The following is a 14389-nucleotide window of genomic DNA, read 5'->3' as shown; positions in this document are numbered from 1 at the left end:
ATTAGAGCAGCCTTGCCGCTGCTTTGTCTAAGTACCACTCCGTCACCCCATTTTTTGCTTTAATTTTGGCAGCAGGGTAAGGCAGATTTTCTGCAGGAGTCGTTTGGATTTCTTTTAAAATATCCGCCTTGCTTTCGCCCGTTACCAAATAGGTAATGCGTTTGGCTTGTTCAATGAGTTTAGCTGTTTTAGAAATGCGAATTTGACCACTTTCAGGATGCTTAGCAATGACAGCTAGGTTTTCATCATCAAAATTGGTTTGATGTGGGAAGAGAGAAGCGGTATGACCGTCTGTTCCCATGCCTAAAATAATCCAATCAAAAACACCGTTTGGAATGACCGCACTTAATTCTTCTTCGAAGCGTTTTAGTTCAAAGTGCGGTTCATTTTCGCCACGAATTCGATGGATATTTTCCGTTGGAATTTGAATATGATCGAATAAAAGTTTTTGCACTTCACCATAGTTGCTTTCTGAATCTGTTGGCGGAACCATACGATCATCTCCCCACCAAAAATGCAGATTTTTCCAGTTAATTTGTTCAGCATAAGGTGATTTAGCTAGGGTTTTAAATAATAACTTAGGCGTTGAACCACCAGAAAGGGAAATATGCACAGGGTGATTTAATTGACCATAAATCAAAAATTCTTGTGCAATCTTATCGACTGCGTGTTGAGCAGTTGGGAAGCTGATATAGTTCATTGATTTTCCGTTGGGCTTTAGCCCACAATTTATTATGTTAGATAGTAAGATCGGTGGGCTAAAGCCCACCCTACATTAGATTAGTTAAACTTTTTTCTTCATCAATCCACTTGGTTTACGCCACACTTTGCCTTGTTTTGCGATTAATTTATCAGCTGCAACAGGCCCCCAAGTGCCAGCTTCATATTCGTGAATACGGCCACCATTGGCTTTGTAATCTAAAATCGGTTGCACAAATTTCCATGCAGCATGCACAGCATCAGTACGCGCAAACAAGGTTGCATCGCCTTTCATCGCATCCAACAATAAACGTTCATAAGCGGTTAATACTTGAGTGCCTGCTAAATCTGCATAACGGAAATCCATTGATACTTCTTTCGCCTCAAAACCTGCACCTGGTTTCTTCAAACCAAAACGCATTGAAATAGCTTCATCAGGTTGAATACGAATAATCAATTTATTCTCTGGTGCATTTTGGCTGAATACAGGATGTGGCGTAGTTTTAAAATGGATCACAACTTCAGTCACACGAGCTGGTAAGCGTTTACCCGTACGAACATAGAACGGCACGCCAGCCCAACGCCAGTTTTCAATTTCACAACGCAATGAGATGTAGGTTTCAGTACGAGAATCTGTCGGTACGCCTTTTTCTTCTAAATAGCCATTTTCCATTTTGCCGTTAATTTGAGCCGCAGTGTATTGACCTAAAACGAGATTATGCTCCATATCTTCGGCGGTTAATGGACGCAAACTATGCATCACTTTTGCTACTTCATCACGCATTGAATTCGCATTAATAATCGCAGGCGGCTCCATTGCCACCATCGCTAATACTTGCAATAAATGGTTTTGGAACATATCGCGCATTGCGCCAGAACCATCATAATAGCCACCGCGCTCTTCCACGCCGATAGATTCTGCGCCAGTAATTTCTACATAATCAATGAAATTACGGTTCCAAAGCGGTTCAAACCAACCATTTGAGAAACGTAATACGAGCAAGTTTTGAACGGTTTCTTTACCTAAATAATGGTCAATACGATAAATTTGGTGTTCTTCAAAGAAATGGTGGATTTGTACGTCTAGGGCTTGCGCTGTTTTTTCATCATAACCAAAAGGTTTTTCAACGATAATTCGTTTCCAGCCATATTCTTCCGTATTTAAACCATGAGCAGCCAAACACTCAGGAATCACGCCATAAAGACTTGGCGGAGTGGACATATAGTAAAGGGTGTTACCACAGGTTTGATATTTATCGTGAAGCTCGTCTAAACGTGGAACAAGTTTGCCATAATCTTGAGCATCAGATGTATTCACAGCTTGGTAATAAAGATGAGAGCAGAAAGCATCTAAGGTTTCTGGTGTTGTTTCTTCATTATGGATTAACGCCTCACGCATTTTTTCGCGGAAAGTTTCATCGTTCAACTCAGAACGTGCAACACCAAGAACGGAAAAGTTTTCACTCAAACGCCCGATTTTATAGAGATTATAAAGAGCTGGAATGAGTTTACGGTGAGTTAAGTCACCAGACGCGCCAAAGATGACGATACAGTTATTATCTGTTTGCATAATTATTCCTTATAAGATTCCGAGTAATGTCGAAAATAATGCCGTATTCTAGAGAAAAAAACCAATCGAACCAATCAATTAAATTGAAAGACAGAACGCCAATCGAGTGATTGATCGCCCACCATGACAAAATGCGGATTAATCAAGGTTTCACGCTGGTTATAGGTTAAAGGCTCAAAATGAGAGTCAAAAATGGCACCGTGAGTTTCAGCAAGCAGAACTTCTGCCCCAGCGGTATCCCATTCGCCTGTTTGTCCTAAACGAACATAACAATCTACTGCGCCTTCAGCCACCAAACCGCTTTTTAAGCTACTTGAACCAACCACAACAAATTCACAAGGAAAATCCTTCGGCAAAATCGACCGCACTTTTTCTTGTGAAGTCGTTGCACCTACCGCAATTCGTAAAGGGCGGTCAAAATTAATCGTGTTTTTAGTGAGTTTTTTTACCTGATCCAGTTGTTTTTTAAACGCGCCGAAATCACGCATCGCATAATAAGTTGTCGATAAAATTGGTGCATGAATAATGCTTAACACTGGTTTATTTTTACGAACTAAGGTAATCAACACAGAAAATTGATCGGTACGATTAATAAATTGTTGTGTGCCATCAAGAGGATCAATCAACCAATATTCTTTCCAATTTTTACGTTCTTCAAAGGAAATATGGCAATTTTCTTCCGAAAGAACAGGGACATTAGGGAAAAGTGCGGTCAATTTTTCTGTTAAAAATTGGCTCACAAAAAGATCCGCTTCCGTCACAGGCGTGTTGTCTTCTTTCAATTCAACATGAACCTGTTTTTGATAAAACTGTTGCAAATGCTTACCTGCTTGATAAGCAATCAACAATACTTGGTTGAGTAAATGTTCATTTAACGTCAGCATAAAATCATTCTCTTGTTTTTGGTAATAACCAAGGCATTACAAATAGAGCATAAAATACCATTCCGCATGTGCTTATTAACCCGAGGGATAATCCCCCTTCGGTCAACCAGCCCCAAAAGGACGTTTCTTGTTCGCCTAGCAATAACAAATAAAAATAAGATGCCATATTGCAATAAACAAATGAAATGATAGAGGAAACTAATACAATCGAGGCAATGTTATAACGAGTGTAACGGAATTTTGCGGCTAAAAGTGCGGTTAAAAATGCGGGAATTGTGGCGAGAAGAAATGCTGTGAGAGCATAGCTAGAAAAAGGAACGATAACACCACTTGAATCATCATCGAACCAAATCAAAAGTGCGGTAACGATGACCTGTAAAATCAGAGGGAAAAAAATAAGTGTTTTTAAGTAAGATTTCATAGTGAAAAATAGGTTATCCAGAAGATAACCTATTCTAAAATAAATTTAAGGATTAATCAGATTTTTTCGCACGTAATACGCGAGATGCAAAAATCACAATGCCCACGATAAATACGATTAAACCTAACCACTCGCCAATCGTATCCCAATTTTCAAGATTTAAGGATAATGGCGCTTCAGAACCACCGGTGGTAACAGAAGCCGCAATAATAAATGCTAAAATGACACCCATTAAACTTTCGCCTACAATTAAACCTGCAGAGAAAAGCGTACCGAAACGTTCTGCTTTAGCTGACATTTCTTTGTTTCCAAGTTTTGCAATATGGCGTGCCATAATCCACGCTAAGAATGCCCCGACAATCACAGGCGTATTAATTGATGGTGGTAAGTAAATACCAATCCCCACAGCAATAACTGGCAAGCTAAAGACTTTGTTGCTGACTTTTTTCAAAAATGCATCAATCGTAATTAACACAGCGCCTAAACCTACACCTGTTAAGATGTAAGTCCATTCCAATTTATTTGTGAAAATACCTTGAGAAATGGCGGTCATTAACGTTGCTTGTGGTGCAGATAAGGCTTGTGAAGGATCCATATCTGGGCGTGGTAACGCACCGCTGAAACCATACGCGTGATACAAGATTTCTAACACTGGCGCGATAACAAGTGCACCGACAAAGCAGCCGATAATTAATGCAACTTGTTGTCGCCAAGGTGTTGCTTCAACTAATAAACCCGTTTTTAAATCTTGTAGATTATCATTAGAAATACAAGCTGTAGTGATTACGATAGATGCCGTAAACAATGTAAGTGCGGTTAAAAATTTCTGACCATCTACAGTTTCAAATAAGCCCGAGGCGTTACCGATTGACACCAATACTAATGAAATCACGATAACAGAAATAATTCCGATACCAGAAATTGGGCTTGAAGATGAACCCACTAAACCTGCCATATAACCAGAAGCAGCTGCCACAAAGAAGCCGATAAATACCGCTAAGAAAGTACAAACTACCACTAATAAAATGGAAAGCTCAGGCGAAATTGGTGCCGCCGCAATAAAGTGATGTAATGAAATAACAATTAACGCAACCGTCGCAATTAAGATATAAATCATTGTTTTTGGAGAAAGGTCAATATCAATACGATGTTCTGATGCCTCTTGCCCACCTTTCAGCATACGGAAAGAATGAACCATCCCTTCAATCATTGGTTTCATTAAAATCAGCAATGTCCAAATCGCAGCAATACCAATTGTACCCACACCAATATAACGCACTTTGGTTTTCCAAACAGTCATCGCAGAATCAATTAAACTTGCATCCGCGGCAATATCTTCTGACATTGTGAAATATGGCACTGCCACACCCCAAGTCAAAATAACACCGATTAACATCGCAATACCGCCCACAATACCAATTAAATAACCAGCACCGAGTAAGGCAAGTGAAAAGCCCATTGGTAATTGGAACGCCGCTTTTCCTGTTTGAATCCAAGCACTTGCACCATCAGCCATAACGCGTAAACCATTAGTTAAAAATGCAACTAATCCTGCTAAAACACCACCGTAAGCAATATCTTTCACGCCGCTATCGCCATCTGCATGATTACCTGCTTTCAAAATTTCTGCAGCGGCTACCCCTTCAGGATAAGGTAAATTACTATTTACCACCATTGCACGGCGTAATGGAATAGTGAATAACACGCCCAATGTACCACCAGCTGCACAAATCAACATCGTTTGCCAGAATGGAAAATCTTGCCAGTAGCCCATCATTAATAAACCAGGTAAGACGAAGATCACAGAAGAAAGCGTACCTGCTGAAGATGCTTGAGTTTGCACCATATTATTTTCAAGAATGCTAGAATCTTTGAAAAATTTGAGTACTGCCATAGAAATGACGGCCGCTGGAATAGATGACGCAAATGTCACCCCCACTTTTAGACCGAGATACACATTGGATGCAGTGAAAATTACCGTAATCAATGCACCGAGAATAATTCCTCGAACGGTCAATTCTTTTAAGTTTTCGTTATGCATAAATTGTTCCTTGAGCTTAAAAAAAGAAAACCGCTCAACCTTGTCAAAAATTTGACTATTTTTCAAGTTTTTTTAACATAAAATTTGTTTTATTGAAAAATGTTTAAATTAACCTGTTTTTATTTTTTTTCATTTAATAAAAATCCTATTAAAGAATAAAATTTTTAATAACAGTTCATTAGCATACTTTGTGGTACTATTTTGTCTTATCAAAATAAGGAGAAAATAATGGCAGAAAAAGAAGTCAGATTAGATAAATGGTTGTGGGCTGCCCGATTTTACAAAACACGGAGCATTGCTAAAGCGATGATTGAAAGTGGTAAAGTGCATTACAACAATCAACGTGCGAAAGTAAGTAAAATTGTGGAAGTGGGTGCAATGTTAAAACTTCGCCAGGGAAACGAAGAAAAAGAAATAAAAATTATCGCCTTAAGCGATCAACGCCGAGGTGCGCCAGAAGCACAATTACTCTACCAAGAAACCGAAAGTAGCGTGAAAAAAAGAGAAGAAATCGCGTGGGCAAGAAAAAATAATTCCCTTTCAATGCCCCATCCTGATCGTCGCCCAAATAAAAAAGAGCGGAGAGATTTATTGAAATTTAAACACCAAGATAAATTTGAATAAAAATTTCACCGCACTTTCTATGTTCTTAAGGTTTAATATCTCGCAAAATTGGATTTTGCATTGAAATCAAGGTTTCAGTGGATTGAATTTCATCAATTAACTGAATCTTGGTCGCCAAAACGGAATGTAATTCTGCAATTGTGTGTGTCATCACCTTTAAGAAAATCGAGTAATTGCCCGTTGTATAATAGGCCTCGACTACTTCATCAAAACTTTCTAGCTTTTTGATCACTTTTTCATAATCTTTTGCACTTTTTAGAATAATGCCGATAAAACAACATACATCATAGCCTAATTTACGTTCATCAATAATTACTTTTGTGCCTTTAATAATGCCCGATTGACGCATTTTTTCGACCCGAACGTGAATCGTTCCTGGACTAACACCAAAATTTTTAGCCATTTCTGCGTATGGTGTTCTCGCATCTTTAGTGAGTACACGTAATATTTTTTGATCTAAACTATCAATGTTGTGCATAAAACTTCCTCCTTTAGATTTTATTTAATTTTTTCACAATGAATTAGATGATATTCAACCAAGAAAAGAAAGTAAATAAAATACTTGAAATAAAATCATTATTTACTGAATAATACTCAAAAATATTACTCCTCGTTAAAAAAGGTTATCAAAATGAAAAAGACATTTATTTTACAACAACAAGAAATCAGCTTTGTGAAGAACACTTTTACCCAAAATCTTATTGAGCAACTTGGCATTATTGAAGTGCAAGGCCCAATTTTGAGCCAAGTGGGTAACGGAATGCAAGATAACTTATCAGGCATTGAAAAAGCCGTACAGGTTAATGTGAAATGCATTCCAAATGCCGTATTTGAAGTTGTGCATTCTCTTGCGAAATGGAAACGCCATACATTAGCTCGTTTCAACTTTAAAGAAGACGAAGGCTTGTTTGTTCATATGAAAGCATTGCGTCCCGATGAAGATTCTCTTGATCCAACGCACTCTGTTTATGTAGATCAATGGGACTGGGAAAAAGTGATTCCTGAAGGTCGTCGTAATTTTGCATACTTAAAAGAAACGGTAAACGCTATTTATCGTGCTATTCGTTTAACGGAATTAGCCGTAGAAGCACGTTTTGATATTCCTTCCATTCTTCCAAAACAGATTACCTTTGTGCATAGCGAAGATTTAGTAAAACGCTATCCAGATTTAAGCAGTAAAGAGCGTGAAAACGCAATTTGTAAAGAATACGGTGCAGTATTCTTAATCGGGATTGGTGGCAAACTTTCAGATGGCAAACCTCATGATGGTCGTGCGCCTGACTATGATGACTGGACAACAGAATCTGAAAATGGCTACAAAGGCTTAAATGGCGACATTTTGGTATGGAACGACCAATTAGGCAAAGCCTTTGAACTATCCTCAATGGGTATCCGCGTAGATGAAAGTGCATTACGTTTACAAGTTGGCTTAACAGGCGATGAAGACCGTTTAAAAATGGATTGGCACCAAGATTTATTAAACGGGAAATTGCCATTAACTATCGGCGGTGGTATCGGTCAATCTCGCTTAGCGATGCTTTTACTTCGTAAAAAACATATCGGTGAAGTGCAATCAAGCGTATGGCCAAAAGAAATGTTAGAAGAATTTTCAAACATTCTTTAAAATCAATTAAGTAGATAACAAAAGTGCGGTAAAAATTAACCGCACTTTTTATTAGATGGAAAACTTAAAGAATACTTAATAGCTGGGCAAAATCATCAAACACCCAATCTGGATTGGATTCACGGATAGGGATATTGTAATTGTAGCCGTAAGTTAAACCAACAACTGCACAGCCCGCAGCGTGACCTGCGATAATATCATTTTTAGAATCGCCCACGAAAAGCACTTGGCGTGGTTCAAAACCAAATTTTCCGCATAAATAATAAAGTGGAGCTGGATGTGGCTTAATGGCAGGCAAGGATTGACCGCCCAACATTTCACTAAATAAATGATCAATGCCAAATGCTGCCAACACAGGTTGAACGTGCTTTGTCGGTTTATTCGTAACAACTGCTAGGACATAGCCTTTTTCTTTCAAGGTTTCTAAAGTTTCTTTTACATTTGGATACAAGCGGCTGACATTACATAAATTCTCGCCATAATAAAAATTAAAACGTTCTATTACTTGCTTAACCTCTGTTTCAGTTAGCACTTTTCCTGTTTGTTTTTTCGCCCAATCTAACGCTCGAGCAATTAATACAGGCGCGCCATTACCGATCCAAGTTAAAACTAATTCTTCTGGCGCTTTCGGTAAATCAAATTCAGCCAAGGCAGAATTTACCGATAACGCTAAATCAGGCAGGCTATTTACCAAGGTGCCATCTAAATCAAAGCCAATAAGTTTAAATTGTGTATTCATTGTTTTTCTCTGTTCTATTACGATCGTATTTTATTAAAATAACGGTTATGCGCTAACACTTGCTAACTGTGTACGTATTTGGTCAATAACTTGTTTATAATCTGGCTTACCAAAAATTGCGGAACCTGCCACAAACATATCAGCACCTGCCGCGGCGATTTCTGCAATATTATCAACCTTCACACCACCATCTACTTCAAGACGAATGTCATAACCACTTTCATCAATGATCTTACGAGCCTGTTGTAATTTCTTCAATGTTGCTGGAATAAAAGATTGTCCGCCAAATCCGGGATTAACTGACATTAATAAAACCACATCCACTTTATCCAAAACATAATCTAAATAGCTCAACGGCGTCGCAGGATTAAAAACTAATCCAGATTTACAACCACAATCGCGAATAAGCTGCAAAGAGCGGTCAATATGTTCGCTAGATTCTGGGTGAAAAGTGATGTAGTTCGCACCTGCTTTAGCAAAATCGGGAATAATGCGATCGATCGGTTTTACCATTAAATGCACATCTATCGGTGCGGTAATGCCATAATCGCGTAAAGCTTGACATACCGCAGGCCCAAAAGTGAGATTAGGTACATAATGATTATCCATAACATCAAAATGAATAACATCCGCGCCTGCATTAAGTACGTTTTGTACGTCATCGCCAAGACGCGCAAGATCGGCAGAAAGAATTGATGGGGCGATAAGATAAGGTTTCATAAAGGTTCTCCCTTGAGAAAATGAGTGCATTTAGTTTACTCACTTAAGTTCAAAAAACCAATAGTAATCCTTATATGAAATAACAAGATAAACAAAGAAAGGGCATCTAAATGCCCTTTCAGTCATGAATATAAATAGACGAAAATTTACACGTCCAGATTTGCTCTTAACGCATTCAGCTCAATGAACTCACGACGTGGCTCAACTTCATCTCCCATTAAGGTCGTGAAGAGTTGATCTGCTGCAACAGCATCTTTAATAGAAACTTTCAACATACGACGTGAATTTGGATCCATTGTGGTTTCCCAAAGTTGATCTGCGTTCATTTCACCAAGCCCTTTATAACGTTGTACTTCAAGGCCTTTACGAGATTCTTTCACTAGCCATTCAACGGCTTGTTCAAAACTACGTACTGGTTGTACTTTTTCGCCACGAATAACATAAGCACCCTCTTCTAATAAACCATTGAGTTGTTTATTAAGAGAAACAATTTTCGCGTATTCATTGCCGTGAACAAAATCAAAATTCAAGAAATAATCGGTATCAATACCGTGTTTGCGAACAGTAATCACCGCTTCATACACTTGGCGTTCCGCATTAAATTGTGTACGCACTGAATATTGATGTGCTTCTGTTTCTTTTGCAGTCAGTTGTTCAACAAAAGATTTACCCCAATTTTCCACCGCACTTTCGTTTTTCATCATTTCAACAGAAATTGGCGACTGATAAATTAATCCTTGCAATACAGGCACTGGGTAATGACGGTTTAAGCGACCGATAAGTTTTTGTACGCTGTTATATTCTGCCACCAATTTTTCAAATACAAGGGCATTCATTGCTGGTGCATTTGCACTGATATGTAATTCTGCGCCATCTAACGCAAGGGTTAATTCATATTGCTCCATTTCATCCGCATCTTTAATGTAGCGTTCTTGTTTTCCTTTTTTCACTTTGTAAAGTGGCGGCTGAGCAATGTAAACATAACCACGCTCAATCAGCTCTGGCATTTGACGATAGAAGAAGGTTAAAAGCAACGTACGAATGTGAGAACCATCCACATCAGCATCGGTCATAATAATGATATGATGATAGCGTAATTTATCTGGGTTATATTCATCACGACCAATACCGCAGCCTAAAGCAGTAATTAATGTACCCACTTCTTGGGAAGACAACATTTTGTCGAAACGTGCTTTTTCTACGTTTAAGATTTTACCTTTCAATGGCAAAATTGCTTGAGTTTTACGATCACGACCAACTTTCGCAGAACCACCCGCGGAGTCCCCCTCCACCAAGTAAAGTTCAGAAAGTGCAGGATCTTTTTCTTGGCAGTCTGCTAGTTTACCTGGTAAACCTGCAATATCTAATGCCCCTTTACGACGCGTCATTTCACGCGCTTTGCGTGCTGCTTCACGCGCACGAGCTGCCATAATAATTTGATTTACAATGATTTTTGCATCTGCAGGATTTTCCAATAAATATTCCTGCATTTTTTCATTCATCGCTGATTCCACCGCACTTTTAACTTCTGAAGACACGAGCTTGTCTTTAGTTTGCGATGAGAATTTTGGATCAGGCACTTTAACGGAAATAATCGCCACCAAACCTTCACGCGCATCATCGCCTGAAGTCGCCACTTTTTCTTTTTTCAGCATGCCTTCGTTTTCCATATAGCTATTTAAGCTACGGGTTAAAGCCCCACGGAAACCAGCTAGGTGAGTACCGCCATCACGTTGAGGAATGTTATTGGTAAAGCAGTACACGTTTTCATTTACACCATCATTCCATTGCAATGCAACTTCTACGCCAATACCATCTTTCTCAGCGGTAAAATAAAATGGCTTTGGATGAATTGGGTTTTTATTTTTGTTCAAATATTCTACGAATGCTTGAATACCGCCTTCGTAATGGAAATAATCTTCAGATCCATCACGTTTATCGATTAAACGAATAGATACGCCAGAATTCAAGAAAGAAAGCTCGCGTAAGCGTTTTGCTAAGATTTTGTAATCAAAGGTTGTGATAGCAAAAATATCTGAGCTTGGCCAGAAACGAACCGTTGTCCCCGTTGCCTCTGTTTCGCCAATCACTGTTAATGGCGATTGAGGCTCCCCTAAATGATAAAACTGCTCGTGAACGTGACCTTGACGACGAATGGTTAATTGTAACTTATCAGAAAGCGCATTCACTACAGATACGCCCACGCCGTGTAAACCGCCCGATACTTTATAAGAGTTATCGTCAAATTTACCGCCTGCGTGAAGCACAGTCATAATCACTTCCGCTGCAGAAACGCCTTCTTCAGGATGAATATCCACAGGAATCCCGCGCCCATCATCTTGCACCGATACAGAATTATCATCGTGAATTGTCACGATAATATCGGAACAATGGCCAGCGAGGGCTTCATCAATGGCATTATCCACCACTTCAAATACCATATGGTGCAAACCAGTACCGTCATCGGTATCGCCGATATACATACCAGGACGCTTACGCACCGCATCAAGGCCTTTTAATACTTTAATGCTCGATGCACCATAGTTATCATTGGTCGTTTCTGACATAATTTATCTCATTCTTTTGTAAATAAAAATTGGGCGAGATTATAGCAAAAAATCGCCGTTTTGGCGATGCTTTTCGGGAAAGGAAAGCGATAAAAAAAGGGCGAATAATTTCGCCCTATAACTTGTTATTTTTTCCAATTTTTTAGCGCATCAGCAAAGGCATTGCCCATCGCATTATTACCTCTTGAACTACGCGCCTCTCGCTGCGTATTTGCACGAGGTCTTGCGGATAAAGTGCGGTCAGATTTACCGTCATTTTTGACCGCACTTTCATCTAATCGCATCGTCAATGCAATGCGTTTACGTGACACATCTACTTCTAACACTTTGACTTTTACAATATTGCCTGTTTTTACCACTTGATGGGGATCTTCCACAAATTTATCGCTTAATGATGAAATATGTACTAAACCATCTTGATGAACACCAATATCCACAAATGCGCCAAAATTGGTTACATTAGTAACAGTTCCTTCTAAAATCATTCCAGATTTTAAATCCGTTATTTCTTCCACGCCCTCAGCAAATACAGCGGTTTTGAACTCGCCGCGTGGATCGCGCCCTGGTTTTTCCAACTCTTTGAAAATATCTTGGACGGTCGGTAAACCAAATTGCTCATCAATGAATTGTTTTGCATCAAGCTGACGTACCACACCCGCATTACCCATTAAATCTTGAATAGATTGCGCGGTAGCTTGCAAAATTTTTTCGACCACAGGATAAGCTTCTGGGTGAACACCTGAAGCATCAAGTGGATTTTTCCCGTTTGCAATACGCATAAAGCCTGCACATTGCTCAAACGCTTTTGGCCCTAAACGTGGCACTTTTTTCAATTCTGCACGGCTTTCAAAACGCCCATTTTCATCACGATATTCCACAATGTTTTGTGCTAAGGTTTTCGTCATTCCAGCCACGCGAGCGAGTAATGGCGCGGATGCGGTATTTAAATCTACGCCTACCGCGTTTACGCAGTCTTCCACTACTGCATCAAGTTTACGCGCAAGTTGGGTTTGGTTTACATCGTGTTGATATTGCCCAACACCAATGGCTTTCGGTTCGATTTTCACTAATTCTGCCAATGGATCTTGTAAACGACGCGCAATTGATACCGCACCACGTAAAGATACATCTAAATTCGGGAATTCATTTGCGGCAAATTCAGAAGCTGAATAAACGGACGCGCCAGCTTCACTGACCACAACGGTTTGCGGTTTATTTTCTTTAATTTCTTTAATCACGTCTTTCGCAAAACGTTCTGTTTCACGAGAAGCTGTACCATTACCAATAGCAATTAATTCCACGTTATGTTTGCGGATTAAGCTGAAAATCGCCACTTGTGCTTCGGCTTCACGCCCCGTGTGTGGATAAATGGTAGTGGTATCTAATAATTTACCTGTGTTATCCACTACTGCAACTTTAACTCCCGTACGTAAACCTGGGTCCAAGCCCATGGTACTTTTCGCACCAGCCGGTGCCGCCATTAAAAGTGCGGTCAGATTTCGGGCGAAAACATCAATGGCTTCTTCTTCCGCTTTTTCACGTAAACTTGCCATTAATTCCGTTTCTAAATGCAACGAAACTTTGATTTTCCACGTCCACGCAATCACTTGCTCACGCCATTTATCCGCTGGGAGCCCCGTGAAACGTACATCTAAATAATCACGAATAATCTCTTCACAATAGCTTTGGCGACTTCCCTCTTCCGCATCAGGATCAGCATTTAAACTTAATTGTAAAATGCCCTCATTACGTCCACGGAACATAGCCAATGCTCGGTGAGAAGGCACATTTTTCAATAATTCTTGGTGGTCAAAATAATCTTGAAATTTTGCACCTTCCGTTTCTTTGCCTTCGATCACTTTAGATACGATAACGGCATTTTTCGCTAAATAATCACGGACTTTCGCTAATAAACCTGCATCTTCAGCAAAACGTTCCATTAAAATATAGCGTGCACCATCAAGGGCTACTTTGGTGTCTGTCACGCCTTTATCAGCATCAACAAAGGAAAGTGCGGTTGATTCTGGATCATTTTTTGGCTCATTCCAAAGTAAATTAGCCAATGGCTCAAGACCAGCTTCAATGGCAATTTGCCCTTTGGTGCGACGTTTTGGTTTGTACGGCAAATACAAATCTTCTAATTCGGTTTTGCTTTGTGTCGCATGGATTTTGTCACGCAATTCATCGGTCAATTTTCCTTGCTCTTCAATAGATTTCAAAATAGTTTGACGACGATCTTCTAATTCACGCAAATAAATTAAACGGGTTTCAAAATGACGAAGTTGGGTGTCATCTAAGCCCCCTGTGGCTTCTTTACGATAACGGGCGATAAATGGAATGGTGTTGCCATCATCTAATAATTGAATGGCAGCAAGAATTTGTTGGGGTTGAACGGTTAATTCTGCCGCAATAATTTGGCTAATTTGTTGATTTAACATTGTCGTACTTCTTTATTATAAAAAAACGAAGATAGAATACTGGTTTTAGCGGGCTGGCTCAA

Annotated in this window: 12 protein-coding genes; 2 read left to right on the top strand and 10 right to left on the bottom strand. The window is 39.4% G+C overall.

Annotated elements, in window-relative coordinates; all coding sequences use genetic code 11:
* Position 1 precedes the first annotated feature (1 nt).
* The 5 genes from pgl to K6J66_RS02350 form a co-directional block, all read right to left on the bottom strand.
* Complete coding sequence (gene pgl / locus K6J66_RS02370; RefSeq protein WP_038439459.1) at positions 2-700, bottom strand: 6-phosphogluconolactonase; 699 nt, start codon at positions 698-700, stop codon at positions 2-4.
* Between the two features lie 84 nt (positions 701-784).
* The gene (gene zwf, locus K6J66_RS02365) at positions 785-2269 is read right to left on the bottom strand and encodes a glucose-6-phosphate dehydrogenase (protein WP_110442580.1); all 1485 of its coding nucleotides are present in this window, start codon (positions 2267-2269) and stop codon (positions 785-787) included.
* Between the two features lie 74 nt (positions 2270-2343).
* Positions 2344-3153 (bottom strand): 3'(2'),5'-bisphosphate nucleotidase CysQ, encoded by an 810-nt coding sequence (gene cysQ / locus K6J66_RS02360; protein ID WP_038439462.1) that lies wholly within the window; start codon positions 3151-3153, stop codon positions 2344-2346.
* A gap of 4 nt (positions 3154-3157) precedes the next feature.
* Complete coding sequence (locus tag K6J66_RS02355; RefSeq protein WP_038439463.1) at positions 3158-3574, bottom strand: hypothetical protein; 417 nt, start codon at positions 3572-3574, stop codon at positions 3158-3160.
* Between the two features lie 52 nt (positions 3575-3626).
* Positions 3627-5615, bottom strand: a complete 1989-nt coding sequence (locus K6J66_RS02350; protein ID WP_038439464.1) for an OPT family oligopeptide transporter — start codon at positions 5613-5615, stop codon at positions 3627-3629.
* 228 nt (positions 5616-5843) lie between these two features.
* On the opposite strand from K6J66_RS02350, the gene hslR reads away from it, so the two are divergent.
* Positions 5844-6239: a ribosome-associated heat shock protein Hsp15 gene (hslR, locus tag K6J66_RS02345; RefSeq protein WP_005654696.1), complete on the top strand. Its 396-nt coding sequence runs from the start codon at positions 5844-5846 to the stop codon at positions 6237-6239.
* Between the two features lie 25 nt (positions 6240-6264).
* Here the strand turns inward: hslR and asnC are convergent, their stop codons facing one another.
* Complete coding sequence (asnC, locus tag K6J66_RS02340) at positions 6265-6717, bottom strand: transcriptional regulator AsnC (protein WP_005649540.1); 453 nt, start codon at positions 6715-6717, stop codon at positions 6265-6267.
* Positions 6718-6870: 153 nt separating this feature from the next.
* Here asnC and asnA point away from each other — a divergent pair, with 153 nt between their 5' ends.
* Positions 6871-7863: an aspartate--ammonia ligase gene (asnA, locus tag K6J66_RS02335; protein WP_005664417.1), complete on the top strand. Its 993-nt coding sequence runs from the start codon at positions 6871-6873 to the stop codon at positions 7861-7863.
* A gap of 64 nt (positions 7864-7927) precedes the next feature.
* Here asnA and K6J66_RS02330 read toward each other — a convergent pair whose 3' ends face one another.
* From K6J66_RS02330 to K6J66_RS02315, 4 genes are all read right to left on the bottom strand, one after another.
* A complete protein-coding gene (locus K6J66_RS02330) occupies positions 7928-8602 on the bottom strand; it encodes a phosphoglycolate phosphatase (protein WP_038439466.1) in 675 nt (224 codons plus the stop codon).
* 45 nt (positions 8603-8647) lie between these two features.
* Positions 8648-9322, bottom strand: a complete 675-nt coding sequence (gene rpe / locus K6J66_RS02325) for a ribulose-phosphate 3-epimerase (protein ID WP_005657929.1) — start codon at positions 9320-9322, stop codon at positions 8648-8650.
* A gap of 146 nt (positions 9323-9468) precedes the next feature.
* A complete protein-coding gene (gene gyrB / locus K6J66_RS02320) occupies positions 9469-11889 on the bottom strand; it encodes a DNA topoisomerase (ATP-hydrolyzing) subunit B (RefSeq protein ID WP_038439468.1) in 2421 nt (806 codons plus the stop codon).
* A 125-nt stretch (positions 11890-12014) separates the two neighbouring features.
* Positions 12015-14327, bottom strand: coding sequence for a Tex family protein (locus tag K6J66_RS02315; protein WP_038439469.1), 2313 nt, complete (start codon positions 14325-14327; stop codon positions 12015-12017).
* Positions 14328-14389: the final 62 nt, after the last annotated feature.

The sequence above is a fragment of the Haemophilus influenzae genome (genome assembly GCF_019703545.1).
Lineage (GTDB): Bacteria > Pseudomonadota > Gammaproteobacteria > Enterobacterales > Pasteurellaceae > Haemophilus > Haemophilus influenzae_E.
This window is presented reverse-complemented; position numbering and strand designations above follow the sequence as displayed.